The organism is Pseudomonadota bacterium (genome assembly GCA_039818985.1).
Taxonomy (GTDB): Bacteria; Pseudomonadota; Alphaproteobacteria; order Sphingomonadales; family Sphingomonadaceae; genus Alterisphingorhabdus.
In genome coordinates this window covers 572057-597995 of the sequence record JBCBSU010000002.1, presented here as the reverse complement: position 1 = coordinate 597995, position 25939 = coordinate 572057, and the positions used below count along the sequence as shown (strand labels likewise).

Annotated in this window: 24 protein-coding genes, 1 tRNA gene and 1 pseudogene; 18 read left to right on the top strand and 8 right to left on the bottom strand. The window is 59.4% G+C overall.

Annotated elements, in window-relative coordinates:
- Positions 1-95 precede the first annotated feature (95 nt).
- A complete protein-coding gene (gene mutS, locus AAFX04_14595) occupies positions 96-2720 on the top strand; it encodes a DNA mismatch repair protein MutS (GenBank protein ID MEO1046662.1) in 2625 nt (874 codons plus the stop codon).
- A 10-nt stretch (positions 2721-2730) separates the two neighbouring features.
- Here the strand turns inward: mutS and AAFX04_14590 are convergent, their stop codons facing one another.
- The 3 genes from AAFX04_14590 to AAFX04_14580 are packed head-to-tail and all read right to left on the bottom strand — an operon-like array spanning position 2731 to position 6427.
- Positions 2731-4377 carry a caspase family protein gene (locus tag AAFX04_14590; GenBank protein MEO1046661.1) on the bottom strand — a complete coding sequence of 549 codons (1647 nt, stop codon included), beginning with the start codon at positions 4375-4377 and terminating at the stop codon, positions 2731-2733.
- A gap of 3 nt (positions 4378-4380) precedes the next feature.
- Complete coding sequence (locus tag AAFX04_14585; GenBank protein ID MEO1046660.1) at positions 4381-5259, bottom strand: phytanoyl-CoA dioxygenase family protein; 879 nt, start codon at positions 5257-5259, stop codon at positions 4381-4383.
- A 4-nt stretch (positions 5260-5263) separates the two neighbouring features.
- The gene (locus AAFX04_14580) at positions 5264-6427 is read right to left on the bottom strand and encodes an SRPBCC family protein (GenBank protein ID MEO1046659.1); all 1164 of its coding nucleotides are present in this window, start codon (positions 6425-6427) and stop codon (positions 5264-5266) included.
- 115 nt (positions 6428-6542) lie between these two features.
- Between AAFX04_14580 and AAFX04_14575 the strand changes: the two genes are divergently transcribed.
- Together AAFX04_14575 and AAFX04_14570 are read left to right on the top strand one after the other, a co-directional pair.
- Positions 6543-7154, top strand: coding sequence for a TetR/AcrR family transcriptional regulator (locus AAFX04_14575; protein MEO1046658.1), 612 nt, complete (start codon positions 6543-6545; stop codon positions 7152-7154).
- Positions 7155-7281: 127 nt separating this feature from the next.
- Positions 7282-7911, top strand: a complete 630-nt coding sequence (locus AAFX04_14570) for a hypothetical protein (GenBank protein ID MEO1046657.1) — start codon at positions 7282-7284, stop codon at positions 7909-7911.
- Between the two features lie 36 nt (positions 7912-7947).
- On the opposite strand, the gene AAFX04_14565 is transcribed toward AAFX04_14570, so the two are convergent.
- Positions 7948-9183, bottom strand: coding sequence for a NupC/NupG family nucleoside CNT transporter (locus AAFX04_14565; GenBank protein MEO1046656.1), 1236 nt, complete (start codon positions 9181-9183; stop codon positions 7948-7950).
- A gap of 146 nt (positions 9184-9329) precedes the next feature.
- Here AAFX04_14565 and AAFX04_14560 point away from each other — a divergent pair, with 146 nt between their 5' ends.
- The 5 genes from AAFX04_14560 (at position 9330) to AAFX04_14540 (ending at position 12965) form a co-directional block, all read left to right on the top strand.
- On the top strand, positions 9330-10010 hold the full coding sequence (locus tag AAFX04_14560) for a queuosine precursor transporter (GenBank protein ID MEO1046655.1): 681 nt from the start codon (positions 9330-9332) through the stop codon (positions 10008-10010).
- Complete coding sequence (gene argB, locus AAFX04_14555) at positions 10007-10909, top strand: acetylglutamate kinase (GenBank protein ID MEO1046654.1); 903 nt, start codon at positions 10007-10009, stop codon at positions 10907-10909. The genes AAFX04_14560 and argB overlap by 4 nt, the downstream gene beginning before the upstream one ends.
- A 183-nt stretch (positions 10910-11092) precedes the next feature.
- Positions 11093-11380 (top strand): YggT family protein, encoded by a 288-nt coding sequence (locus AAFX04_14550; protein ID MEO1046653.1) that lies wholly within the window; start codon positions 11093-11095, stop codon positions 11378-11380.
- A 43-nt stretch (positions 11381-11423) separates the two neighbouring features.
- Positions 11424-12344 carry a bifunctional methylenetetrahydrofolate dehydrogenase/methenyltetrahydrofolate cyclohydrolase FolD gene (folD, locus tag AAFX04_14545; protein MEO1046652.1) on the top strand — a complete coding sequence of 307 codons (921 nt, stop codon included), beginning with the start codon at positions 11424-11426 and terminating at the stop codon, positions 12342-12344.
- Positions 12345-12965, top strand: a complete 621-nt coding sequence (locus AAFX04_14540; protein MEO1046651.1) for a MarC family protein — start codon at positions 12345-12347, stop codon at positions 12963-12965.
- 7 nt (positions 12966-12972) lie between these two features.
- Here AAFX04_14540 and AAFX04_14535 read toward each other — a convergent pair whose 3' ends face one another.
- Complete coding sequence (locus AAFX04_14535) at positions 12973-13602, bottom strand: LON peptidase substrate-binding domain-containing protein (protein ID MEO1046650.1); 630 nt, start codon at positions 13600-13602, stop codon at positions 12973-12975.
- Complete coding sequence (locus tag AAFX04_14530; protein MEO1046649.1) at positions 13599-14513, bottom strand: tetratricopeptide repeat protein; 915 nt, start codon at positions 14511-14513, stop codon at positions 13599-13601. The genes AAFX04_14535 and AAFX04_14530 overlap by 4 nt, the downstream gene beginning before the upstream one ends.
- 268 nt (positions 14514-14781) lie before the next feature.
- Here AAFX04_14530 and AAFX04_14525 point away from each other — a divergent pair.
- Together AAFX04_14525 and AAFX04_14520 are read left to right on the top strand one after the other, a co-directional pair.
- Positions 14782-14856 (top strand) — tRNA-Gly (locus tag AAFX04_14525).
- An 80-nt stretch (positions 14857-14936) separates the two neighbouring features.
- On the top strand, positions 14937-15872 hold the full coding sequence (locus tag AAFX04_14520; protein MEO1046648.1) for a DUF5996 family protein: 936 nt from the start codon (positions 14937-14939) through the stop codon (positions 15870-15872).
- Positions 15873-15881: 9 nt separating this feature from the next.
- On the opposite strand, the gene AAFX04_14515 is transcribed toward AAFX04_14520, so the two are convergent.
- Entirely contained in the window at positions 15882-16718 is an 837-nt protein-coding gene (locus AAFX04_14515; GenBank protein ID MEO1046647.1) for a sterol desaturase family protein, read from the bottom strand.
- Positions 16719-16790: 72 nt separating this feature from the next.
- Here AAFX04_14515 and AAFX04_14510 point away from each other — a divergent pair, with 72 nt between their 5' ends.
- From AAFX04_14510 to msrA, 6 genes are all read left to right on the top strand, one after another.
- Positions 16791-17462 carry a Crp/Fnr family transcriptional regulator gene (locus AAFX04_14510; GenBank protein MEO1046646.1) on the top strand — a complete coding sequence of 224 codons (672 nt, stop codon included), beginning with the start codon at positions 16791-16793 and terminating at the stop codon, positions 17460-17462.
- Between the two features lie 206 nt (positions 17463-17668).
- The gene (gene phhA / locus AAFX04_14505; GenBank protein ID MEO1046645.1) at positions 17669-18559 is read left to right on the top strand and encodes a phenylalanine 4-monooxygenase; all 891 of its coding nucleotides are present in this window, start codon (positions 17669-17671) and stop codon (positions 18557-18559) included.
- A 115-nt stretch (positions 18560-18674) separates the two neighbouring features.
- Positions 18675-19820, top strand: a complete 1146-nt coding sequence (locus AAFX04_14500; protein ID MEO1046644.1) for an epoxide hydrolase family protein — start codon at positions 18675-18677, stop codon at positions 19818-19820.
- Positions 19821-19924: 104 nt separating this feature from the next.
- The gene (gene pabB / locus AAFX04_14495; GenBank protein MEO1046643.1) at positions 19925-21769 is read left to right on the top strand and encodes an aminodeoxychorismate synthase component I; all 1845 of its coding nucleotides are present in this window, start codon (positions 19925-19927) and stop codon (positions 21767-21769) included.
- Between the two features lie 231 nt (positions 21770-22000).
- A complete protein-coding gene (locus AAFX04_14490) occupies positions 22001-22204 on the top strand; it encodes a hypothetical protein (GenBank protein ID MEO1046642.1) in 204 nt (67 codons plus the stop codon).
- 31 nt (positions 22205-22235) lie between these two features.
- On the top strand, positions 22236-22979 hold the full coding sequence (gene msrA, locus AAFX04_14485) for a peptide-methionine (S)-S-oxide reductase MsrA (GenBank protein ID MEO1046641.1): 744 nt from the start codon (positions 22236-22238) through the stop codon (positions 22977-22979).
- Here msrA and AAFX04_14480 read toward each other — a convergent pair.
- Positions 22976-23112: pseudogene (locus AAFX04_14480) on the bottom strand (steroid delta-isomerase). The gene msrA and the pseudogene AAFX04_14480 overlap by 4 nt on opposite strands.
- Before the next feature lie 135 nt (positions 23113-23247).
- Between AAFX04_14480 and AAFX04_14475 the strand changes: the two are divergent.
- Positions 23248-23739, top strand: coding sequence for a transcriptional repressor (locus tag AAFX04_14475; protein MEO1046640.1), 492 nt, complete (start codon positions 23248-23250; stop codon positions 23737-23739).
- 165 nt (positions 23740-23904) lie between these two features.
- Positions 23905-25890 (top strand): 1-deoxy-D-xylulose-5-phosphate synthase, encoded by a 1986-nt coding sequence (gene dxs, locus AAFX04_14470; protein ID MEO1046639.1) that lies wholly within the window; start codon positions 23905-23907, stop codon positions 25888-25890.
- The last annotated feature ends 49 nt before the right edge of the window (positions 25891-25939 follow it).

The following is a 25939-nucleotide window of genomic DNA, read 5'->3' as shown; positions in this document are numbered from 1 at the left end:
CGTTACGGCATCGGGCACCGCAATCCACAGTTCTGTTCAGGTGAATCTCGCCCGGGCTTTTATCACTCGCGGCAAGTGGCTATCTGCCATCTTCTATGGCCAGCGCATCGTCCCCGACAAAGAAAGCCGGAAAGGCAGCCGGTTCCGCCCCGACCCCGATGATGGCGCAATATCTCGCGCTCAAGGAACAGGCTTGCGACTGTCTGCTCTTCTATCGCATGGGGGATTTTTTCGAGCTGTTTTTCGACGACGCCAAAAAGGCAGCGGCGACACTCGATATCGCACTGACCAGCCGCGGCGAGCATCAGGGCGAACCGGTGGCGATGTGCGGTGTTCCGGCGCATGCCGCCGAAGCCTATCTGGCGCGACTGATCAAGGCCGGACACAAGGTTGCCATTGCCGAGCAGACCGAGACACCGGCAGAAGCCAAGGCGCGCGGATCCAAGGCGCTGGTGGCGCGCGATATCGTGCGCTTTGTCACTGCGGGCACACTCACCGAGGATACCCTGCTTGATGCCCGTTCGGACAACATCCTCGCTGCTATCGCCGAGGTGCGCGGCGATATTGCCATTGCCAGCGCCGATATCTCCACCGGCGTGTTCCGGGTGGAAACGGTAGAGCCATCGGCGCTCGACGCAACATTGGCGCGGCTCGATCCGGGAGAGATACTGGTATCGCCGCATGGCCCACAACCACGCAGCGACTGGGAAGCACGACCGGCGGAGGATTTCGACAGCGAAGCAGCGCGCGGCATATTGCGAGAACGCTTTGGCGATTGCGACACTGGCTTTAGCCGCGCCGAACTGTCGGCACTGGGTGGTATATTGGGCTATCTCGGCCATGTCGGACGCGGTGGCGAGGCATTTCTTACCCCGCCCGAGCGCCGCGAGACCCAAGCCTTCCTCTCCATGGATGCGGCGACACGACAGAGCCTGGAGATCACCTCCAGTGTCTCAGGCAACCGCGCACTCAGCCTGCTCGGCACCATCGATCGCAGCGTCACCGGCGCCGGGGCGCGTCAGCTGGCACGCGATCTCGCCGCCCCCAGCTGCGACGGGACCACGATCAGCGCGCGCCACGACGCCGTCGCCTGGCTGCATGACGATCCATTGCTCCGCGAAGCACTGGTGGATGCGCTCAAGACCATTCCTGATATTGGGCGGGCGTTGGGCCGGGTTATCGCCGGGCGCGGCAGCCCGCGTGATCTGGGGCAGATTCGCGATGGTCTCAACGGCGCGCGGCTGTTGCGCGAACAGCTCGGCAACACGGCCAATCTGCCAACGCTGATCGCGGGTCTGCTGCCCGCCATGTCCGGCCATGGCGCACTGACTGACCTGCTCGACCGGGCGCTTATCGAAAGCCCGCCAACCGATCGCAGCAAGGGCGGCTATATTGCCAGTGGTCATGACGCCGCGCTGGATGATCTGCGTGACACCAGTCGCAATGCGCGTCAGGCCATTGCCGCGCTCGAGGCACGCTATCGCGGCGACACTGGCATCGACAATCTGAAGATCAAGCATAATGGCGTGCTTGGCTATTTCATCGAGATACCGCCGCGCCATGCTGACCCGCTCATGGCGGCGAACTCCGGCTTCACCCATCGCCAGACACTGGCCAATGCGGTGCGCTTCAACGCCCCGGCACTGCATGAGGAAGCATTGCGGATTACCGAGGCGGGCGGCCGCGCCCTGCTCGCCGAAGCGGCGCATTTCGAGGAGCTGGTCGCCAGGGTCGCGGCATCTGTCGATGCGATTGCCGGCACCGCCGATGCGCTGGCGCGGATCGATGTCACACTCAGCCATGCCCGCTATGCTGCTGACCATGGCTGGGCCCGACCCGAAATAACCCTTGGCCATGAACTGCACATCGAAAGCGGCCGCCATCCCGTGGTCGAGGCGGCGCTGGCCAGACAGAGCGAAGCTTTTGTCGCCAACAGTGCCGCTCTGGACCGCAATGAACGGGTGTGGCTGGTCTCGGGTCCCAATATGGGCGGCAAATCAACCTTTCTGCGCCAGAATGCGCTGATCGTCATATTGGCGCAATCGGGGGCGTTCGTGCCCGCGGCCAAGGCTGTTATCGGCATTGTCGACAAATTGTTCAGCCGGGTCGGCGCATCGGACAATCTGGCACGCGGCCAATCGACCTTCATGGTCGAGATGGTCGAGACCGCGGCTATCCTCAACGCCGCGACCGAGCGCAGTTTCGTTATTCTCGACGAAGTCGGGCGCGGTACCTCGACCTATGACGGGCTGGCACTGGCCTGGGCCGTGGTCGAGGCCGTGCATGAGGTCAATCGCTGCCGCTGCCTGTTCGCCACCCATTATCACGAACTGACACGCCTCGCCGAAACGCTCGACGCGCTCAGCCTGCACCATGTCCGCGCCCGCGAATGGCAGGGCGATCTGGTGCTGCTACACGAACTTGCCCGCGGCCCGGCCGACCGCAGCTATGGTCTGTCGGTTGCCAAGCTGGCCGGGGTGCCGGAAAATGTCCTGGCCCGAGCCCGGGCGGTACTCGACAAGCTGGAGGAGGGCCGCGCCGCGACGGGCGGCCTCGCCGCCGGACTGGGCGACCTGCCGCTGTTCGCCGCCATGGAACAGGTCCCAACGGAGCAGAAAGATGCTCTGCGCGAAGCGCTGGAGGCGCTTGATATAGATGCGCTTAGCCCGAGAGAGGCTTTGGACAGGTTATATGCGCTGAAAGCTTTGATCGACAACTAAAGCCTGGCGGTCAAGCTGAGCCGATCATGATGGCATCCTGCGTCTTGTTCTCACAGAACAGCATCGGACTTTGGTGGCGGTCGGTCAGCGCTTCAACCTCCTTGCGGACATAGTTCGCAAACTGTTCAACCGTCATGCCTGGACGGCCCAGTGCATTGGTCAGCGCAATGGCAAACGGACTGCGCCGTTGGCCCGGCGCAGCATCAAGCGCGGTCTGATAATAGCTTGCGGCAAACAGAACAGAACATTGCGGATAAAGATCATCTCCGTAATCATAGGGTCGCAATTCATCGAGAATGCCGCGCCTGGTCATCCTGTCGTCAAGACCAAGACTCGGTTTCCAGGCCTCATCCAGCCCAAGATCATCAAGACAGAAGTCACACAAAAGATGTACGTTTTCAAAATCGAAAGCAGCAATAATGTCTCCGACACCAATAAGCGTAACTCCGTAAAATGGATCGTCTTGCTGCTTTCCGATACCTATTCCGCGCAGCACCGGTTGAGTACTGCAAACGGGCATTCCCGATTGAGCTTCCTGCGGCATGAACATCCACGCATCGCGATCCATGAGGCCGCCCTGTCCGGCGAGATACACGAACCGTCGTTCCAGCGGTTTAGCGGCAAGCTCTGCACAACTGGCAAGCAGCTCATCGCGCGATGGCTCGAGAAGCAGGGTCACTTCGGCTCCCAGTTCTTCGAAATCCGCAGCCAGTCGGCGGGCATCTGAATGCGGCGTCATCAGCCTGGCCAGTTTCGAATATCCGCAATAGCGTTCGATGCCGACAATGATGGCTCCGCTATTGGCGAGCGTTCCCCGAGCCGATCTACGGCTGCGCCGCGGCGGGGCCTTCCGGGCATCCAATCTGATATCGCGCCCCGCCTGATCGTATATTGCAGGGCACTGGTTACGTCCTATGCTCTGAGCATCGGCCAGAACCGATTCACGCGTCGACTTGATGATATCATCGATCAGGACATCAGGGGCCATCTGGCCCAGCAGATGACGGACGAAAAGGCCGTTGGGATGAGTGTCGTTATCCCCCATATGATCGATAGCATATTGACCTGCGCCCGCCGAATAGGTGACGTAAAATCCGCCTGGCGCATTGGTCGATACAAAGCCGTCGCCGCGACCGTCCAGCGTTACATCCAGCGGCTCATCGCGACAGGCATCGAGTATGACAATAGCCTGACTCGGTCTCGCGGCGGCTATGGTTTCAAACAGGAAACCCGTTTGTATGGCTGATTCCAGCAGGGCATCGCCTTCGCTGCGTGTATCTGCAGGCAAAATGAAATTTGTCCCGCTCGCCTGAATTCCATGCGCGGCCAGATAGAGAAAGACCGCACTGCCCGGTTCCAACCGCTCGAGAAAGCGGCCAAAGCCTGCAAAGAAATCTTCGCTCCCAGCGTTTTTGACGAGCTCCACATCATAGCCGAAGCTGTCGATTTTCCGCGCTACTGCTTCGGCATCGGCTACCGCCCGCTCCAATGGACGAAGCTGCTGATAGCGGTCAATTCCAAGTATGAATGCCGCTAACTTGTTTTCGGCGGGCTGCGCAAATAGCGCTGATTGGGCCCATGGGCCAGCAAGTCCGGAAACGGCAGCCGCGGAGAGAAAAGTACGGCGATCAAGCAGGAATTGCGAATGCCCCTTCATTTGTCACTGGTTTAGCACCTTTTCCGGGTGCATGCCATCGACATAGCCCATGAACGGTTTGTGGATATTATAACCCAGCAGCTCGCGAACCCGTTGCGGATAGCGCGCCGCCATTTCCTTAGGCACGGCCAGCAGCTGCTGTTCCAGCGGGCGGCACCAGCCGGCACAAAATTGCGGCGTGACAATCAGCCGCGGCGCGTTGCTGTGATTGGCGCCGCCGCGATGCCATAGCGTCCCCTTGGCGATCATCAGCGAACCGGCGGGCATGGTTGCCTTGATCGCCTGCGGCGTGTCGCTGCTTTGCCCCTTTTGCTCAGTAAAGCTGCCGGTCACAAAGTCGCCTGCCCTGTTCGCTCCTTCGGGTTGCTCATCGCCCCATTTGTGGCTGCCGGGAATGATCTCGGTCGCGCCATTGTCCTCGGTGGTATCGGTAATCGACCAGAAGGTAGACATGCTCAGCGGTGCGCGAGGACGCGGCAGGCCGCAATGGCTGTCATCAAAATGCCAAGGTTGAACGGTTTCGTCGGGGTGCAGGTTGATCGCGAGACAGGCATAGAGCAGCATCGTCTCGCCCAGTTCACGTTCGCCAAAGGCCAGTTGCAGCGGATGGCTGATCAGATCGGCAAACACCGGATTCTTGGCCAGCATGGCATAGACCCGGTTGGATTTCTCACCCTCGAAATTGTTGCGACCGCGAATATCAGCCTCGATCCACGGTTCAAGCGCCGCGCGCTGCGTCTCGAGCTGTTCGGGCGAGAGGGCATTTTCGAAAATCACATAGCCCTGCTCCTGAAATTGCTGCCAGCATGCCTCGAAAGTCCGGCCATTGAGATAGCGGCCAATATCTGCCGGTGCGGGTATAATCTTGCGTTCCACGTTCATACCATCATCCTCTCTCGGCCTGTTCTACCATATTGCGCACCAGCCGGTTGAATTTATCGAGCGCGCCTTCAAAGCGGCCAAAGGTCACATGATCATTGGCGCCGGATTTGAGGCCGGACTGGATGCTCTCGCCAATGGCGAAATCCTCATCCAGCGTCACCGATGTGATCCTGTGATTTTCCTGCCAGTGCCGCTCTTCATCCCAGCTCAGCTCCTCACCCACCCGGGCCAATGTGCTGATCCGCACCCGGGTGCTGTCCGGTGCCAGCGGTTCCATCTGGATCCACGCCAGATGGTCCTGCAGCAACAGCAACTGGCTCTCCGGGAAGACAGAATAGAGGATATTGCTGTGCGCGCGTACATCCCAGTCATTTTCCGGCTGTTGGGGCAATTTCGTGATCGAGGTGCGCGGCAGAACCGAGCGCAAATGCGGGCCGAACAGTTCATGGCTCGACAGATTGTCATTGAAATGTGGCCCGATGGTTTTGCGATGGACGATCTTGAAATGATAGGCCTCTATGCCGCCCTCGACCAATATCTTCCAGTTGACCGGGCGCACCGATTCGTCGCTGTGCAGCAGCCGCAGATCATCGGCACCGAACCAGTGGAAATCGCCCCCAAGTCCTTCAAGATAGGCTTCGATATCCAGCGCAACTCCTTCAACCGGCGACACCCAGATCCAGCCATGGCTCTCGACAGCCGGCAAACGCTTCAGGCCAAAATCATCGCGGTTCATATCGGGAAAGCCCTGATCGCCATGCGGTACGCCGATCAACTTGCCCAGATTATCCCATGTCCAGGCGTGATAGGGACAGGAAAAACGTTTCCTGCAGCCGGACATATCGTCGACCAGCCGGGTGCCGCGATGGCGGCAGACATTGAGAAAAGCGTGCACCTGTCCGTCACCATCACGCGTCAACAGCAGAGGCAGGCCCGCCATATCACGGCGCAGGAAGGATCCCGCCTGCGGCAACTCGCTTTTATGCGCCATCATCCGCGGCAGTGCGCGGAAAATAGCCTGCCGCTCACGGGCAAACCATTCGCTGCTGGTATAGTATTCAACCGGGTTGGTTGCGGTGCTTTGGTCAAGAAAAGCGGATTTCTGCTGCTTAAGGTCGATCAACTTCTTCAGCGCATTGTGCAGCTGCGGATGCTCAATGGTCATCATGTCTCTCCATCCATGAGGATCTGAGGGGCAGCATGTGCATAGGGATTTTTTGAATTGAATTCAATTCAAAAAATCCCTAATATCAAAATATGCAGAATATTCTATGGATGATGCGATGAGCGAAAGCGTCAGAACCAGTGAGAAGCCCGATCGCAAGGTGCTAAAGGCCGCGCGGATATTGGCCGCTGCGGAACGGATATTGCGTCATGGCAGCGGCGAACTCGAGATGAGCCAGGTAGCCAGCAAAGCCGGTGTTTCGGTCGGCCTCGCCTATCATTATTTCGGTTCCAAATCGGGGATGCTGGCGGCAATCATCCATGCCTTTTATGATCGCTATAATGCGGTGGTGAACCAGTATATCGACCCGGATATCCGCTGGGGCGTGCGCGAACGCGAGCGCCTGCAGGCAGCCATAGAGTTTCTCTATGCAGACCCGATGGCACCGGTAATTTTGGGCCGCATGGCACACACCAACCAGGTGGCTGCGGTCGAATCCTCACGCCATGAAGAGATGATCGAGATGGCCACCCGCAATATTGCGTCCGGCATCAAGCGTGGCGATATCGGTCAGCATATCGACCCCGCCATCGCCGGCGCAGCGATCACCGGCGCGATGCGCAGCGCGATCATGCACGCCATGGCCATGGAGCCGAGACCGGCTGCGGAGAAGCTAACGCATCAGCTCTGGGGCATGATCACCGGCGCGCTGGATCTGGAGCGATCGTGATCAATATCTGAGCGTCGGTAATCATGCCGCTCCGCTGGCTCCGCATATTGCCTTGCACCAGATGAGCCATTGACATTACTCTGCTTTGCACCTGTATTGTCCGGTAAATCCATTGCAGGGGGGCAAAATGAATTCTCGGCTAATTTTGTGTTCCAGTCTGGCGCTGCTGTCGCTTGCGGCATGCTCTGACAACAATAATCAGCAGCAACAATATCCGCCGAATAATCAATATGCCCCCAATCAGGCTTATGGACCTGCTGCGGTCGGGCCACAGCCCAATCAGGGGCAAAGACTGGCTGTCGTGCCGCGACAAGGCTATGCTCCGGTACAACCACCACCGCCCAATTATGGCCCTGCAATCGAAGATGTGCTCAAGCAGGATGATCGCATTGGTCAGGCCGGCAGGGTTGACCGTAACCGTGTCAGGCAGATGCGTGCCATCAGCCTAGGCAACACCCCTTCCGATTTCAGGGTCGCCTTCATGGACCATATATTTGCCTGGGAGCGGCGGGTGAAGGCCGAAGAGGCCAAAGAGGCGTTGGACAATAAAGATCCCGGCGGCTTAATTATCGGCGGTATTATCTGTGAGGCGGTCGACTGCAGGAACAACCCGCTCGACAGCCATAGCGAGGCGTATGATCGGGTGGATCGCGAAATCCGCCTTGCCCGTGATGAGGTCAGCTCTACCTGGCAGGACGTACAGCGCGTGGCCGTGTCGCATGGCGCTGACCTCAACCGCGCAATCTCCAGCCAGTAGTGACCAATAGCGCTGTTTGCGTCATTTGCGTCGCTACTAGCCCAGTGACAGGAACAACCCCGCCAGCGCAGCGCTCATCAGATTGGCGAGTGATCCCGCTGCCAGCGCCTTCAGCCCCATTTTTGCAATCATCGGACGCTGATTGGGGGCAAGCCCCCCTGTGACCGCCATCTGGATCGCAATCGATGAGAGATTGGCGAAACCACATAGAGCAAAGGTGACAATCGCCACCGATGCCGGTGACAGTCCGCTCGCATTGCCGAGATCGATAAAGGCGACAAATTCGTTGAGAACCACCTTGGTGCCGAACAGGCCACCGGCCTGCAGCGCCTCTTCCCAGGGCACACCGATCAGATACATGATCGGCGCAAAAATATAGCCGACAATCTCCTGAAAACTGAGATCGGGATAACCGAACCAGCCGCCGACCCCGCCCAATATCCCATTGGCCATCGCGACGAGCGCGACAAAGGCCAGCACCATGGCCCCGACCATGACCGCCAGCTTGACCCCTGTCTGCGCCCCCATGCTGGCCGCCATGATGAGATTGGCCGGCGTCTCCTCCTCATATTCGACATCCAGCGCCAGCGGCGGCGCATCGGCCAGGTCCTGCGGGTCGTCGGGCATGATGATCTTGGCCATGACGATACCGCCCGGCGCCGACATAAAGGCTGCGGCCAGCAGATAATCGATGCGAATACCCATCGCAGCATAGGCGGCGAGGATGGTGCCGGCGACACCGGCCATGCCGACGCTCATCACGGTGAACAGCTGCGCCGGAGTCAGGCTGGCAAGATAGGGACGAATCACCAGCGGAGATTCGGACTGGCCAACAAAGATATTCGCGGCAGCGCACAGCGATTCCACCTTGGAGATGCCGGTGACTTTCTCGATCGCGCCCCCGACCCATTTGATCACCAGCTGCATGATCCTGAGATAATAGAGGATCGACACCAGCGAGGAGAAAAAGATAATCACCGGCAATGCAGCAATGGCGAAGCTGTTGCCGCCAATCTCCGGCGTCGCCAGCGGACCGAAGATGAAGTTCGTCCCGGCAGCGGCATAGCTCAGAAGCTGCGAGACCCCATTGGCCATGCCCTGGATCACTGCCTTGCCCGCCGGCACATAGAGCACCAGCAGCGCAATCCCGGCCTGCAGCCCGAAAGCGGCGGCGACAACGCGCAACCGGATATGGCGGCGATTATGCGACAGCAGCAAGGCTATGCCGAGAATCAGCACCATCCCGGCCAGCGAGAGCAGCGGTCCTGTCATGCGTGATTATCCCCTTGGCAGATGCGCCCGGAGCTTAGCGTTAGCGGCAAAGCACCACTTGGGGAAGCGCGCATAGAGCGATTTTCCCCGGTGAAACCCTGATCTTGACCCTTCCCCAGCGCAAAAAAAGCCGATAACGCGCTGTCATGAGTGACCAAGCAACAGCCGCAACACCTGCTGCAACCACAGCATCGCCTTCATCCGCGAATGGAGCAATTCCGCGCTCGCTCTTTGCCTTTTCGGTATTCTATGGCGGCATGGTGTGCCTTGCCGGCATACTCGCCAACAAGCAGGTGACCCTTGGCCCGCTCGAAGTAGAGGCCGGTATCTTTGCTTTTATCATTCTCGTCATGCTCTCCAGCGCGGTAGCCGAACTGCATGGCCGGGCAGCAGCCAACAAGCTAGTGGCATTCGGCTTTGCACCACTGATCTTCTCGATCATCCTGACGCTTTTCGTACTCGCACTTCCGGAAGCGGAGAATGATCCTGTGCGGCTCGAAGCCTTCAACACCATCATGATGGCCACACCGCGTATCTGGATAGCCGGAATTGCAGCCTATGGTGTCGGCCAGTTCCTCAACGTTTACCTTTTCTCCCGGCTAACGGCAGCGACCGGCAACTGGATCGCATTGCGCGGGGTTATCGCCGGTGTATTGTCGCAGCTTGTCGATACCATCATCTTTATCACCGGCTCATTTTATGGCGAGTTCCCTATCATGGACCTTCTTGTCGGCCAAGCCATCGCCAAGGTCGTGCTGGCGATGATCGTAGTCCCGCTGCTGATCGTGTTCATCGTCAGGCTGGGCAAAAGGATTGACGCGGCATGACCGATACCCATCACGACCCGGCGCTGCTTGCCAAGGCAGAGACGCTAACCGAGGCCCTGCCCTATCTCCAGCGCTATGCCGGCGAAACCTTTGTGGTCAAATATGGCGGCCATGCCATGGGTGATGCAGAACTGGCGCGCGCCTTTGCCGAGGATGTGGTGCTGCTCAAGGCGGTTGGCATCAACCCGGTGGTGGTCCATGGCGGCGGACCGCAAATCGGGGCGATGCTGGCCCGGGTCGGCGTGGAGAGCACCTTTGTCGATGGCCTGCGCGTCACCGACAGGGCCACCGCAGAGATTGCCGAGATGGTGTTGTCCGGCGCGATCAACAAGGAGCTGGTCGGGTGGATTGGCGATGCCGGCGGCCGCGCCATCGGCATCAGCGGCAAGGACGGCCATTTTGTTCGCGCCCGCAAGATGCGCCGCACCCGCCGCGACCCCGACAGCAATATCGAGCGCATTGTCGATCTTGGCTTTGTCGGTGAACCGGAGCATGTCGACCCGGATGTGCTCGAAGCGTTGAGCGGTGCCGATATGATCCCGGTAATCGCACCGATCGGCATTGGCGATGATGGCGCCACCTACAATATCAATGCCGATACTATGGCCGGAGCTGTCGCGGCGGCAATGGATGCTGCACGACTTTTCCTGCTGACCGATGTGCCCGGCGTGCTCGACAGCGAGGGCGCGCTGATAGCCGAACTGGATCTGGGCGCAGTGGAGCAACTGACCCGGGAAGGCACTATCAGCGGTGGCATGATCCCCAAGCTGGAAACCTGCACCAGAGCGGTGGATGAGGGTGTCGATGCCGCTGTCATTCTCGATGGGCGGGTGCCGCACGCCATGTTGCTGGAATTCTTTACCGAACAGGGCATAGGCACGCTGATACGCCGATCCTGATCGCACCGGCTATGGCCATGGCGGCGTTTGTCGAAAAAGCGGCGTATCGCCATTGCACCTTTGCAGCTGCATCACTAAGGGGTATTAGCAGGGCAAGACACCTGAAACCTGTTGGCGGCCATGCGCTAGAGGCTTTACAGCCATCCCCGCACTCGCGATATCCCCGCCAGGGAGTGAATGATAATGCTGCTAATGATAGAAATCCTGTCGATATTGATGAATGTGCTGGTGACGATTGTCATCGTCCAGTTCATCATCGGCCTGCTGATCATGTTCAATGTCATCTCGATGAACAATCAGGCAGTCTCTGCCATCTATTCCTCGCTGAACATGATACTCGACCCGATATTACGCCCGATACGCGCGATTCTCCCGGATACCGGAGCGCTGGATTTCTCTCCGCTGGTGCTCATCATCGGGCTCAATATCCTGCAGCGCGTGCTGGTGCATATGGCATTGCAGACGATGTAGGACGCGCTCGGAAACGGGCTTATTTCAAGGGGTGGGGGAGCATATGGCTGGGGATCAGCCTCAGATTATCGATGGCAAGGCCTTTGCTGCTACATTGCGGCAGTCCGTAGCCGATGCAGTCCCCGCCTTTCGTGCCGCGACCGACCGCGCGCCCGGGCTCGCCGTGGTGCTCGTCGGCGATGATCCGGCCAGCGCCGTTTATGTCCGCTCCAAGCACAAGGCGACAGTTGCGGCCGGAATGGAGAGCTTCGAACATCGCCTCGACAGCAGCGTATCGCAGCAGGAACTGCTGGCACTAATCGGGCAGCTCAGCCAGGACAATACTGTTGATGGCATATTGGTACAGTTGCCTCTGCCCGATCATATTGACGACAAGGCGGTAATCGCGGCCATTGATCCGGACAAGGATGTCGATGGTTTCCATGTCATCAATGCCGGTCGGCTGGCGGTGGGGGAAGAGGCGATGATACCCTGCACCCCGCTGGGTAGCCTGATGCTGCTGAAACACCGTCTCGGAGATCTGAGCGGTCTCGACGCGGTGGTGGTTGGGCGCTCCAATATCGTCGGCAAGCCGATGGCCCAGCTGCTGCTCAACGAGAATTGCACCGTCACCCTGGCGCATAGCCGTACCCGCAACCTCGCTGATGTTGTGCGCCGTGCCGATATCGTGGTCGCCGCTGTCGGCAGGCCCGAAATGGTACGCGGCGACTGGCTGAAGCCGGGCGCAGTCGTCATCGATATCGGCATCAACCGTCTGCCGCCCACCCAGGGGGCGGAGAAGGGCCGACTGGTCGGCGACGTTGCAACCGAGGAAGCGCTGGGCGCCAATGTCGCCGCAATTACGCCGGTTCCCGGTGGCGTCGGGCCGATGACCATTGCCTGTCTGATGCGCAATACGCTGGTCGCCGCCTGCCGCCGCGCCGGGCTCGACGACCCCGCTCTGGCGGACCCGAAGGGAGCGTAAATGCTCGAGCTCTTTATCTCCGCCTTTGTCACCTTCTTCGTGGTGATCGACCCGCCAGGCTGTGCGCCAATCTATGCCAGCATGACCGGTGCCGCATCGGCCAAGGCACGCCGCGACATGGCGGTGCGGGCAATCGTCATTTCCTCGGTGATTCTCGGCGTCTTTGCCGTGTTCGGCAACAATCTGCTTGGCGCGCTGGGAATCACCCTCGACAGTTTCCGCATCGCCGGTGGCATCATGCTGTTCATTATCGCGCTGGAAATGGTGTTCGAAAAACGTACCCAGCGACGCGAGGATCGCGCCCAGCAGGTTGTCGATGATGCAGAAGTCGAGGATGTCTCGGTCTTTCCGATGGCGATGCCGATGATCGCCGGTCCCGGCTCGATTGCCACCATCATGCTGTTGTTCAACGAATATTCGACCCTGGAGCAGCATCTGGTGATCGGCGGCGCGTTGCTCGCGGTGCTGGTGCTTACACTGCTGGCGCTGCTCGCCGCAGGGCCGCTATTGCAACTGATGGGGCAGCGGCTCGAAACGGTGATCACGCGGCTGCTCGGCGTCATCCTGGCCGCACTGGCGGCACAATTCGTTATCGATGGTCTCAAGGCGAGTTTCGCCTGAACCTGCATCATTGCAGGGTAACGCTATCCTCGTCGCGATCGCGTCGGGCGAAAAATTGCATCAGCTGGATCAGCAGCTCGGTCCGCTGTGACAGCGTTTCGGCCTCCAGCAACGCCTGTTTCGCGGCGCTGTCGAATGGGGCGATCTGGGCAACGCCATTGACCATCGACACATCGTCGAGCCGCGCCACCGAATCCCAATCGACGCTGTACCCCTGGGCATTGGCGAAGCGCTTTGCCTCCTGCTCCAGCGCCGCGCGCTCGGCACTCGCCAGCGCCTCTTCCGGCTCCGCAATCAGCTCTCCCTCAACCTGGCGGAACGGAGTGGTGACATCGAGTTCACGGATCAGGCGAAAGCGGGCAACGCCATCGAGCAGCACATTATAGCGTCCGTCATCGAGCGCCTCGACATCGGCAATGCGCCCGAGACAACCCATTTCGAACAGCGCCGGCGGCTCTCCTTCACGCTCCGGTTCGCGCGGCTGGATCATGCCGATCTGGCGGTCGCGCGCCATGGCATCGCTGACCATCGCGCGGTAGCGCGGTTCGAACATGTGCAGCGGCAGTTGCAGTCCCGGAAACAGGATGACACCGGGTAGCGGGAAGATCGAGATTCGCTGTGCCGTCACGACGCTCACCCGAATAGCGCCGCGGAAAGCTTGCGCCGCGCTCCGGCGACCCATTCGTCCTCCAGACCGACCGCCTCGAAAATCTGCAGCAGCCGCTGGCGTGCGGCGCCTTCATTCCAGTCCCTGTCAGCCCGGACAATGGTCAGCAGTTGTTCGACAGCGCCATCGCGATCACCGGCACCCCACAGTGCATTGGCATAATCCAGCCGAACCGCATGGTTATCGGGTTCGCGCTGCAGCTGCTGCGCCAGCACATCGGTGCTGCCATGATCGGCGGCACCATCCTCGGCCAGGGCCAGCACTGAAAGCGCGCGCTTGACCGCTTCACTGCCGCGCTGATCTTCAGGCAGTGCCGCGAGAATGGCCTTCGCTTCGTTGAGGCGCTTATCCGCGATCAGCGCCCGGGCCAGACCGCTGACGGCGGCATCGCTTTGCGGCTGCATCTCGACAATCTGGCCGAAAATACCGGCGGCGCGATTGGCGTCACCACCGGCCAGAACCTCCTCGCCCATGGCCAGTAGCGGTTCGATATCCTGCTGCTCGCTGGCACCACCCGCGTCGATCGGCAGCTTGGCAAGCAACTGATCCAGTGCGCCCTTTACTTGGCTTTCACTGCGGGCATTGGTGAGATTGGCCACCGGCTGGCCCTGGAAAATCGCGTAGACGGTCGGGATGGACTGCACCTGAAACTGGCTGGCGATGAACTTGTTTTCATCGACATTGATCTTGGCCAGCACCACGCCCTTGTCGGCATAGTCGGCGGCGACCTTTTCCAGAACCGGGGTCAGCGCCTTGCACGGGCCGCACCATTCGGCCCAGAAGTCGAGTATGACCAGCCTGGTCATCGATGGCTCGACAATGTCGCGCTTGAATTCTTCCACGGCTTGCTGCTGGTCGCCGGTCAGTCCGAGAGTGGCCAAGAGTCTATCCTTTGTCTGTTTCCCGCTATGTCAGTCGCAATTGTCATGACCCGGGCAATGGCTTTTCATGCTGTCCTATCATTTTGGGTGCCCGGCGGGCAATGCCAAGCCCGGATTTGTCATGAGCCGTGATATTGCCGACGGAAATATCGGTCGGATTATCGAGGCAAAGCTGCAAAAAGCCTCTTGCGGCCCATGAAAACGCATGCTAACCGCGCGCCTCACCTGCTGATGGGCCAGTTAACTGGTATCAATAATCAGCCGCCGAGCGGGCGTAGCTCAGGGGTAGAGCACAACCTTGCCAAGGTTGGGGTCGAGAGTTCGAATCTCTTCGCCCGCTCCAGATTTCAGCTTCACATTGCGATCTGACCGTTTATCCATCTGCATGACATTTTCATATGTGCAGCAAAAGGGATCAGCATCGTGCAGAATTGGCCAGACATTCCCTATCAGTCCTGGAAAGCCACTGGCGAGAGCCTGCATATGTGGTTGCAGATCGTGGGGAAATTCCGGCTGGCGCTGACGCCCTGGGTCAACCATAGCTGGCACGCGACCTTCTATGTCACATCGCGCGGCCTGACGACGTCACCTATTCCCGGTCCGGACGCCGTTTATACCGTGGATTTTGACTTTTTTGACCATCGGCTGGTCATCCGCTCGACCAGTGGTGATATCGAAGCGCTGACACTGCATCCGCAATCGGTTGCCGAGTTTCACGGCCATTTTATCGCAGCACTGGATGCCATCGGCGCACCGAGCCGTTTTCACGGCGCACCCAATGAACTGCCCGAAGCGGTGCCCTTTGTGCAACAGACCGCGCTGGGCAGCTATGAACCCGAAGCCGCGCATGACTATTGGCGCGCGCTACTGGCAATTGATCAGGTCTTCCACCAGTTCCGCACCGGCTTTCTCGGCAAGGTCAGCCCGGTGCATCTGTTCTGGGGCAGCATGGATCTGGCGGTGACGCGTTTTTCCGGGCGTGCAGCTCCGGTACATCCCGGCGGCATACCCCATCTGCCCGACCCGGTCACCCGTGAGGCCTATTCGCATGAGGTCAGTTCAGCCGGTTTCTGGGCCGGGGGTGGCGGCTTGGATTATCCGGCATTTTACAGCTATGCCTATCCCACTCCTGACGGCTTTAAAGACTATATCAAGGATGATGCGCCGATCTTTTTCGATGAGGCTCTGGGGGAATATATCCTGCCCTATGATGCGGTACGCACCGCCGCCGACCCGGAGCAAATATTGCTCGATTTCCTGCAGGCCACCTATCTGGCAGCAGCCGAGACCGGCGGTTGGGATCGCGCTGCGCTGGAATGCAAGCCCGACATGATTGGACGGCCAAGGAAGATTGGCTAAGGCCAGGCTTTATTCCGCAGGCGTAGCGACAGCCGCATCTGCATTCTTCACGGAACCGCGAACCAGAGGCCAGAGCAGCTGTTCACCGACTCCGACATCGGGCAGATTCTCCACTCCGTACAGCTCGGGATAATTGCGGGTGATCCGCGCGGTACCGAACAGCACGTCCCAGAAGAACAGAAGATTGCCGTAATTCCCCTTATAATGGGTCGCGGGATCGCTGGCATGGCGGCCATGATGGGCAGCATGGGTTGCCGGTGTGGAGATCATCCGCTCCACCAGCCACATTACCGGTGACAGCCAGCCGATCCGGTACAGCTTCTCGTCCCAGCGAAAGGTGCTGTGCGCGCCAATAATCACCGCCATTTTGATGACGATATAACCGGCATAGACCCAGCCGAGACCGAGATAGATCAGCGCACCGGAAATCCACAGACCTGGCATCATGGCATAGTAGAACAGGTTGTTGCGGTAGACGATGCGTACGCTCATATAGCGCGCATCATGATGCGGCCGATGCAGTTTATAGAGCCAGGGCGTGGTATGTGACAGTCGATGCCACCAATATTGTGTCATATCATCACCGATCAGCAGCAAGCCGATCTGGAGAAGGATCGGCAGGCCGATAAGCGCGTCCTTCGCATCGGGGAAAGCCCAGGCCGTCGCCGTAAAGCTGGCGAGCAATATCATCGGCTGGGTGAAGCCGATGAGTGTCACCGTGCTCACGGCTTCGACAATAGCATCTTTGGTGCGCTGCTCCGGCTTGCGCCAGAAGCCACCGCGAATGGCTTCCATCACCGCGAAGAAGATAAAGATAGCCAATATCGCCAGCTTGTCATTCGTCATTATCGCTCTCCCGTGGATGATGATTTTAATCAGCTTCTTGCTCAAAAATACCAACCAGTTTACATTTCATATATGGAAGACAGCCGATCAACCGCGATACCGCTGCAGTTGCAGAGCTTTTTCGGCTCGCTGCCCGATGATTTGCGCGCCGCCGTCGCCGCTGCCGGTCAGGCACGCGACTATGCCGATGGTGCAGCCCTGCATCGGCGTGGTGACAAGAGCATAGGGCTGTCGGTGATTGAGCGCGGCGCGGTGCGTTTCACCCGTGTCGACAGGGAAGGCGCGATAGCGGCGCTGACGACATTGCAGGCCGATGATGCCTATGGCGAGTTCACCGTTTTTGGCGAGCTGCCGCGTGCCTATGATGCCGAAGCCATGGGCGAGACGCGGGTGCGGCTGATCCCGGCGGCAGCGCTGGAGCGACTGATGGACAGCATGCCGGACCTGCGCAAACATATTTTGCGGCATCTGACACGACAGCTTTTCCGTGCTCTCACACTGCTCGACGATCAGCGCCAATTGTCGCTGGACCAGCGCATTGCGAAAGCACTCACCGCCCGCACCCGAGCTGATGGCGACAGTATCACCATCACCCAGCAGGCCCTGGCCGAGGATATGGCGGTATCGCGTGTCGGGCTCGGCAAGGCGTTGAACAAGCTGATCGACGCCGGACTGGTGACCACCGGCTATCGTCGGCTGACCATATGCAATCATTGCGGACTGCAACGCTGGTGGAAGAACTAGATCGCTCTCTTGCCTTCAATGCTGATCGCCTCCGCAGGCCGGGCGCATAAAAGACCGAAACACAAATAATGTGCGAAACGGCGCATAATGTTCTATATTCTCATATAACATTGCGACACGCATCAGAGACAACACATATGGAACAGCTGCTGATCAACCCTGACGATAACACCCATGGCGATATCGACGTATCGGCCATACCCGAACTGCCCGACGACGTATTCATTGCACCGCTGGCCAAACCTGCTGGGCTGGGTGCCGACTGGCTGGAGCCGCAACAGCGTGTCTACACTATCGAAGAGCATGGCATTTGGGACGACCTGTTCGCGCAGCAAATGGATATCCTGCCCGGCCGTGCATGCACCGCTTTCATGCAGGGCCTGGAAAGGCTCGACCTCGGGCGCGGCGGCGTCCCCGATTTCGCCGAAATGAGCGAGGAACTGAAAGGCATTACCGGCTGGGAAGTGGTGCCAGTGCCGATGCTGATCCCCGATCATGTTTTCTTCTGGCACCTTGCCAATCGCCGCTTCCCCGCGGGCAATTTCATCCGCACCCGTGAGACGTTCCACTATATTCAGGAACCCGATGTCTTCCATGACGTCTTTGGCCATGTGCCGTTGCTTACCGATCCGGTGTTCGCCGATTATATGGAGGCTTATGGCCGTGCCGGCTGGAAGGCGCTGAAATATAACCGTCTCAAGGCGCTCTCCGCGCTTTACTGGTATACGGTCGAGTTTGGCCTGATCTGCGAGGAAGGCGAGATGCGATCCTATGGCGCGGGCATTTTGTCGGGACCAACCGAGGCGGTCTTCGCGGTCGAAGCCAAGTCCCCCAATCGCATCCATCTCGATGTCGACCGGGTGGTGCGCACCGATTATACCATCTCCGACCTGCAGCCGACCTATTTTGTCATTGAGAGCTTTAGCGAGCTGTTTCACATGACGGTAGAGCGCGATTTCAACGATCTGTATGAACGCCTCGGCCCCGGTTTCACCTATGCCAATCAGGCGGTGCTTGACTGCGATCGTGTCTATCAGATCGGCACCCAGGAATATGCCCAGCGTGGCGGCCGCGGATCCGGAGCAAAGCCTGTCTGACGCGTGTTATGGCATTGCCAATACTGATAAATTCCTTTTAAGTAGCAAGTGTTCCTCTCGCTGCACCGCTCTGGTGCAGCCTGGTCTCCATATCCGGTTTCTGTGGTGATGCGCTATGAAAACAGGCCCCGTCAAACCCTTCACCATCGCCATAGCGCAGCCAGCGCTCGATGATCTGATTGCCCGGCTATTCCATGCCCGCCTGCCCGAAGCCGAAACGGTGGAACAGTGGGAACAGGGCATACCGCTCGACATCGTCCGGGATTTCCTCAGCTATTGGTGCGATTATTATGACTGGCGCCATTGCGAGGAAGAGCTCAACGCGCATCCCAATTTCCGCGTCAAGATTGACGGCCTGCCGATCCATTTCATGCATATCCGCTCGCCGCATGACGACGCGCGGCCATTGCTGCTGACCCATGGCTGGCCCGGTTCGGTGCTGGAGTTCATGGATGTCATCGCGCCGCTGACCCAGCCCGAAGATCATGGCGGCAGCGCCGACCAGGCATTCCATCTCGTGATACCTTCGCTGCCGGGCTATGGCTTTTCGGGCAAGCCGAAAAAGCCCGGCTGGGACATCGCCAAAATTGCCGAAGCCTGGGACATGCTGATGCGCACTCTGGGCTATGACCGCTATTTCGCCCAGGGCGGTGACTGGGGTTCGGTGGTTACACTGGAGATGGCTCGGCAGAATCGCGGCGCGCTGGCGGCAATCCATAGTAATATGGTACTCGCCCCGCCCGACCCGGAAACCGTCGGTGAGCCGACCAATGCCGAAGCGGCAGCACTCGAGCGATTGCAATGGTATCGCCGTGAAGACAGCGGCTATGCCAAGATACAGAGCACCCGGCCGCAGACCATAGGCTATGCCCTGACCGATTCGCCGGTGGGGCAGATGGCGTGGATATTGGAGAAGTTCCGCAACTGGTCCGATGCCGGTGACGATATTGCCACGGCATTCGGCTATGACCGGCTGCTCGACAATGTCTCGCTATACTGGTTCACCCGCAGCGCCGCCTCTTCGGCAAGGCTTTATTGGGAAAGTTTCGGGGGCAATGCGATGGAGCCCATCACCATGCCGATGGGTGGCACCATTTTCCCCAAGGAGCTGTTCCAGACATCACGGCGCTGGGCCGAGAAGCGCTTCAGCAACATCATCCACTGGTCGGTGGCTGATCATGGTGGCCATTTTGCCGCGTTCGAACGGCCCGATATTTTCGTTGAGGAGCTGCGCGCCTGTTTCGACAAGGCCGGTCTCTAGGGCCGCAGCACCTGTCATTCGCCCTATATCGCAAGAGTCATTGCCGCATGTTTCGGACACAGCGCTGCTTGTGGATGACGCAAGGCAGGGTATAGGGCGCAGTGATGGCCAATCGCCCCGCCCACTACCGCAAGGACCATGCCCCCTTCGTGCTGCTTGATGATGCATCGGGTGCGCAGGCAGCCCGCCTCTATCGGCAACCAGTGGAAGAAATTGCCGTCTGGCAGGCGCAGGATGTCATTCCCGCATTGAAGCGGCTGGAAGAAGCGACGCAGAACGGTCTGCATGCCGCAGGCTATCTGGGCTATGAGGCCGGGCTGGCGCTTGAGCCCAGGCTGGCGCAACGGCCACGTGCCAATGCCTCGGCTGATGCGGCGCCGCTGATGTGGTTCGGGCTGTTCGAGAATTATCAGTCGCTGCCACCCGATACGGTCGACAGCTGGCTTGCCGGACAGCAGACCGCCAGCCGGGGCGAGAAAATCCGCAGTGGTGCCTTTGCCATGGCCGATGACGCAGAGGATTATGCTTCGGCATTTCAGGCATTGCAGCAGGCGATCAGGGATGGCGACATCTATCAAGCCAATCTGACCGGTCGCGCCAGCGCCCATTTTGCCGGTGATCCGATAGCGCTTTATCACTGCCTGCGTCGGCCGGCCGCAGCCCGTTATGCGGCGCTGGTGCATCATGATGATAACTGGTTTCTGAGCCTCTCGCCCGAGCTGTTTTTCACCTGCCATCAGGGGCGTCTTACCGCCCGGCCGATGAAGGGCACGCTGCCCGCCTGTCCCGACAGACCCGACGATGCGGCAAAGGCGCTGGCGCATTTCGCGGCCGACAGCAAGAACCGCGCGGAAAATCTGATGATCGTCGATCTGCTGCGCAACGATCTGTCTCGCATTGCCAGACCGGGAAGCGTCACCGTGCCCGACCTGTTCCATGTCGAGCACTATCCGACGGTGCATCAGATGGTATCGACAGTGCGTGCAGAACTGACCGAAGAGGCAGGGATCAGCGATATCCTGCAGGCTATCTATCCCTGTGGCTCGATCACCGGTGCCCCGAAGATTCGCGCGATGGAGCTGATTGATGCCATCGAGCCGGAGCCGCGCGGCATCTATTGCGGAGCGATTGGCCGGATCGACGCGACAACACCGGGCAATGGCCCCTGTGCCGCCTTCAACGTCGCGATTCGCACCTTGCATTTTTCGCCGCATCGGCAAAAAGTGATGCTGGGCTTGGGGTCAGGAATAGTCGCTGACTCCGACGAGGCGCAGGAACGCCGGGAATGTCTGGACAAGGGGGCTTTTGCGATGAATGCAGCGCGCACGGTCGACCTGATCGAGACCATGGCGCTCGACCCCAGAACCGGGATTGCCCGGCTCGAGGCGCATCTGGCGCGGATGAAAGCCAGTGCCGAGCAAATGGCCTATGCCTTTGATCGCCATGCCACGCGTAACACCATACAGGCCGCCTGTTTCCATCTCGATCAACCCTCGCGCATTCGGCTGATGGTCAGCCGCCACGGCAATATCGCCATCGATATCGCGCCGCTTGAACCACTGGGCGATGATGATGCCCCGCTAAAGGCAATAGTCCAGCCACTACCGGTGCATCCGGATGATCCCCGGCTGAAACACAAAACCACAGACCGGGCCTTTTACGATGACAGCCGCAAAACGGCGCAGCGCACGCATGATGTTGACGAAATCCTGTTCACCGACCCGAATGGCTTCCTCACCGAGGGCAGTTTCACCCATGTCTTTGCCGAGCGTAACGGACAATTGCTGACACCTCCGCTCAGCCGGGGGCTGTTGCCCGGCATATTGCGTGCCGAATTGCTCACATCCGGCAAGGCTTGCGAGGGCGACGTCACCCTCGATGACCTCGCCGATGGATTTTTTGTCGGCAATTCGGTGCGTGGTCTGCTCCCGGCCCGGCTGGCGCAATGAAACAAGTCTTTTTTGGCTAAGCCCAAGCCAAAATATATTGGCATTCCGGTTCCGCACACCCAAATGCAGCCTCAGAGACAGGCCGTGGCCCATAATTCCGCCGCGAAGATGAACAGCGCACTGTGTGCTTGTTCACATCCGCTTAGGGTGATTCGGGTTAGAGGCATGATCATGTCGGCAGGAGGTTGGGAGTTGCCGACAGTGTAACCGGAACGATGCCGGCAGCGAAACATGGGGAAAGGCTGTGCGGCGATAGCGATAACGAAAGACAAGATGATGGCCAGTTTCCTCAAATCCGACATGATCCGCAATTTTGTTATGGGTTTCGCCATTGGTGCGGCGGCGCTGTTCGCGCTGCAGCCACACGAAACCCGTGCGGAAATTGCCCAGGACATCGCCTCGGTTTATACCGACGTGCAGCAACGCCTTTCCTGATCCCCTGACGCCAGCAAAAGGGCAGTTCATCATGGCACGCAAGCACAGCGCGATTTCGCCCACCATACGCCCCGCAAAACACAAGGCGCTTACCCTGGCCCTGGCCGGTGGCGCTACGGCACTGCTGTTCAGTGCGACACCGACACTTGTCGGTGCCCCGGCAGTAGCGGCCGAAAAGGCCTATGATGTACCGGCGGCAAAGGTGACTGCACGCGAACCCAAAAAGCTGCAGGTAGCGATATTCGCTGGTGGCTGCTTCTGGGGCGTCGAAGGCGTGTTCAGCCATGTCAAAGGCGTGCGCAGCGTCAAATCCGGCTATCACGGCGGCAAGAAATCGACCGCAAAATATGATCTGGTGGCCTATGGCAAGACCCGTCATGCCGAGGCGGTTCGCATCGTCTATGACCCGACCCAGATCCGCTATACTGATTTGCTGCGCATCTTTTTCTCGGTCACTGCCGACCCGACACAGCTCAACCGCCAGGGCCCGGATCGCGGTGCGCATTACCGCAACGCCATCGTGCCGCTAAGCACCGAGCAGGCCAAGGCCGCGCGCGCCTATATCAGCCAGCTCAAAGCCGCCAGAATCTGGTCGAGACCCATCGTCACGAAAATCGAGAAATATACCGGCTTCTACGCCGCCGAAACCTATCATCAGGACTTCATGTTCAAGAACCCGATCCACCCCTATATCGTGCGGTGGGACCGGCCCAAGGTGAGCAATCTGAAGGCCAAGTTTCCGCGCTATTACCGTCGCAACCCGGTGCGCGGCTAGGTCTCTATGGGCAGGCCATGCATCTTCAAGAAGGTCAGCCAATCCCAATAGCCTCGCTGAAAAGCGATCCTGCCTCACGCACAGTGAAAAAGCCGCAGCCACGCAGGCCCAGAGGGTCGATCCATTCCTCAACCACCTGTCTGGGTGTCATGCATTCCTCCTTGGCTGACGCATCGCATAGCCCAGCAATAGACTGACAGACGCCTGCGACACAGACAGCGCATGCGAGATTGTTGCCGCTCATGCGCAAACCGCCTATATCAGGGGCATGACAGAGACTGCTTCAGAAACAAGCGATCACCAAGCGGCGCATGATCACCGCGAGCATCACGGTGCTGATCTGGCGATAGCGGCGCAACGCAGGCTGGAAGAATCGGGGGAGCGCTGGACCGAGATGCGCGCCACCGTTTTTGCTGCACTCGCGGCCATAGACAAGCCCGCTTCCGCTTATGACATTGCCGATGCGGTGAGCCAGCGCCGCGGCAAACGCGCTGCGCCCAATAGCGTCTATCGCATCCTCGACCTTTTTGTGGAGACCAATCTCGCCCGCCGGGTGGAGAGCGTCAACGCCTATATCGCCAACAGCCATCCCGATTGTCTGCACGACTGCATCTTCATGGTCTGTGATATCTGCAAGTCGGTGGTCCACCTCGATGATGACGAGGTCGCCGCGCATGTGCGTGGTGCGGCGAGCGACGCGGGATTCGCGGATATCCGCCCGGTAATCGAGGTACGCGGTCGCTGCAGCAAGTGCCGTTAGGCCCCAGCACCCGGCAATCACAGGAATATTCCAGCGCTATCAAGTGCCTAGACGAACAGGTCGAGTAGCGCCATGGTGTCGGCTTGGGGTTCGACATTCATGCATGAACGCGCTAAGCATAGACACGAAAACCGAGAGAAACTGGCGGAAAGTGTATCCGAACATATGACGATCGAAAGTAATGTGACCCCGAATCCGACTGGCGTTCTTGCCGAAACTCCGCTGCTGGACCAGGTCACCTATCCAGAGGATTTGCGCCGGCTCAAGCCGGAACAGCTGCGCCAGTTCTGCGATGAATTACGCAGCGAGGTCATCTCGGCGGTCTCTGTTACCGGCGGGCATCTCGGTGCCGGACTCGGCGTCGTCGAGCTCACCGCAGCCATCCACTATGTCTTCAACACGCCGCGCGACCGACTGGTCTGGGATGTCGGCCATCAATGTTATCCGCACAAGATCATCACCGGTCGGCGTGACCGTATCCGTACCCTGCGCAAGGGTGGCGGCCTGTCCGGCTTTACCAAGCGCACCGAGAGCGAATATGATCCGTTCGGTGCAGCGCATAGCTCGACCTCTATCAGCGCCGCGCTCGGTTTCGCCACCGCCAACAAAATGGCCAACCAGCCTGGCAAGGCCATTGCCGTGATCGGCGATGGTGCCATGTCCGCCGGCATGGCCTATGAAGCGATGAACAATGCCGAGTCTGCAGGCAATCGCCTGGTGGTTATCCTCAACGACAATGACATGTCGATTGCACCGCCCGTAGGTGGCCTTTCCGGCTATCTGGCCCGGCTGATCTCGAGCAGCGAATATCTGGGCCTGCGCTCGCTCGCCAGCAAGATGACCTCGAAAATCTCGCGCCGGGTTCACAAGGGCCTCGCCAAGGCCGAAAGCCATACGCGCGGCATGGTCACCGGCGGCACCTTGTTCGAGGAGCTCGGCTTTTACTATGTCGGTCCGATTGACGGTCATAATCTCGACCATCTGATCCCGGTGCTCGAAAATGTCCGTGATGCCGAAGAAGGCCCGATCCTGATCCATGTGGTAACGCAAAAGGGCAAGGGCTATGCTCCGGCCGAAGAATCGGCGGACAAATATCATGGCGTTGCCAAATTCGACGTCATCACCGGCAAACAGGACAAGGGCAAAGGTGGTGGACCACCAGCCTATCAGAATGTCTTCGGCGAGACGCTGGCCAGGCTGGCCGAGAGCGACCCGAAAATCTGTGCCATCACTGCCGCCATGCCTTCGGGAACCGGCGTCGACAAATTTGCCAAGGCGCATCCTGATCGCGCCTTTGATGTCGGCATTGCCGAGCAACATGGCGTGACCTTTGCCGCCGGTCTGGCGGCGCAGGGCATGAAGCCATTTGCTGCCATTTATTCGACCTTCCTGCAGCGTGCCTATGACCAGGTGGTGCATGATGTGGCGATCCAGAACCTGCCTGTACGCTTTGCCATTGACCGCGCCGGGCTGGTCGGGGCCGATGGTTGCACCCATGCCGGTTCGTTCGATATCACCTATCTCGCCACCCTGCCCAATATGGTGGTAATGGCCCCGAGCGACGAGGCCGAGCTGGTGCATATGACCTATACTGCGGCCGAATATGATGACGGCCCCATCGCCTTCCGCTACCCGCGCGGTGCTGGTACCGGCGTTCCGCTGCCCAAGGTCCCGGAAAAACTGGAAATCGGCAAGGGTCGCATCGTTCGCGAGGGCAAGAAAGTGGCGATATTGTCGCTCGGCGCGCGCCTCTCCGAAGCGCTTAAGGCCGCCGATACACTCGATGCCAAAGGCCTCTCCACCAGCGTCGCCGATCTGCGCTTTGCCAAGCCGCTCGATGAAGAGCTGATCACCAGGATGCTGACCGGTCACGATGTCTGCATCACCGTGGAAGAAGCAGCCGTTGGCGGTCTCGGTGCGCATGTGCTCACCATGGCTTCGGATGCCGGGCTGATCGATGCCGGGCTCAAGCTGCGCACCATGCGGCTGCCGGACACATTCCAGGACCAGGATTCACCGGACAAGCAATATGATGAGGCCGGACTCAACGCCGAGCATATGGTCGAGACAGTGCTCAAGGCGCTGCGCCATAACAGTGCAGGCGTGGAGGAAGCCGATATCGATGATGCCTGTGCCGGGGCTCAGGCTTGATCTGACAACGCTTTTTTGAGACCCTTCCATGCATAAGGGGGAGGGCATT

Coding starts and splice junctions, on each gene's coding strand:
- mutS (MEO1046662.1), top strand. CDS start 96: ATGGCCAGCGCATCGTCCCCGACAAAGAAAGCCGGAAAGGCAGCCGGT.
- AAFX04_14590 (MEO1046661.1), bottom strand. CDS start 4,377: ATGAAGGGGCATTCGCAATTCCTGCTTGATCGCCGTACTTTTCTCTCC.
- AAFX04_14585 (MEO1046660.1), bottom strand. CDS start 5,259: ATGAACGTGGAACGCAAGATTATACCCGCACCGGCAGATATTGGCCGC.
- AAFX04_14580 (MEO1046659.1), bottom strand. CDS start 6,427: ATGATGACCATTGAGCATCCGCAGCTGCACAATGCGCTGAAGAAGTTG.
- AAFX04_14575 (MEO1046658.1), top strand. CDS start 6,543: ATGAGCGAAAGCGTCAGAACCAGTGAGAAGCCCGATCGCAAGGTGCTA.
- AAFX04_14570 (MEO1046657.1), top strand. CDS start 7,282: ATGAATTCTCGGCTAATTTTGTGTTCCAGTCTGGCGCTGCTGTCGCTT.
- AAFX04_14565 (MEO1046656.1), bottom strand. CDS start 9,183: ATGACAGGACCGCTGCTCTCGCTGGCCGGGATGGTGCTGATTCTCGGC.
- AAFX04_14560 (MEO1046655.1), top strand. CDS start 9,330: ATGAGTGACCAAGCAACAGCCGCAACACCTGCTGCAACCACAGCATCG.
- argB (MEO1046654.1), top strand. CDS start 10,007: ATGACCGATACCCATCACGACCCGGCGCTGCTTGCCAAGGCAGAGACG.
- AAFX04_14550 (MEO1046653.1), top strand. CDS start 11,093: ATGCTGCTAATGATAGAAATCCTGTCGATATTGATGAATGTGCTGGTG.
- folD (MEO1046652.1), top strand. CDS start 11,424: ATGGCTGGGGATCAGCCTCAGATTATCGATGGCAAGGCCTTTGCTGCT.
- AAFX04_14540 (MEO1046651.1), top strand. CDS start 12,345: ATGCTCGAGCTCTTTATCTCCGCCTTTGTCACCTTCTTCGTGGTGATC.
- AAFX04_14515 (MEO1046647.1), bottom strand. CDS start 16,718: ATGACGAATGACAAGCTGGCGATATTGGCTATCTTTATCTTCTTCGCG.
- AAFX04_14510 (MEO1046646.1), top strand. CDS start 16,791: ATGGAAGACAGCCGATCAACCGCGATACCGCTGCAGTTGCAGAGCTTT.
- AAFX04_14500 (MEO1046644.1), top strand. CDS start 18,675: ATGAAAACAGGCCCCGTCAAACCCTTCACCATCGCCATAGCGCAGCCA.
- pabB (MEO1046643.1), top strand. CDS start 19,925: ATGGCCAATCGCCCCGCCCACTACCGCAAGGACCATGCCCCCTTCGTG.
- AAFX04_14490 (MEO1046642.1), top strand. CDS start 22,001: ATGGGGAAAGGCTGTGCGGCGATAGCGATAACGAAAGACAAGATGATG.
- msrA (MEO1046641.1), top strand. CDS start 22,236: ATGGCACGCAAGCACAGCGCGATTTCGCCCACCATACGCCCCGCAAAA.
- AAFX04_14475 (MEO1046640.1), top strand. CDS start 23,248: ATGACAGAGACTGCTTCAGAAACAAGCGATCACCAAGCGGCGCATGAT.
- dxs (MEO1046639.1), top strand. CDS start 23,905: ATGACGATCGAAAGTAATGTGACCCCGAATCCGACTGGCGTTCTTGCC.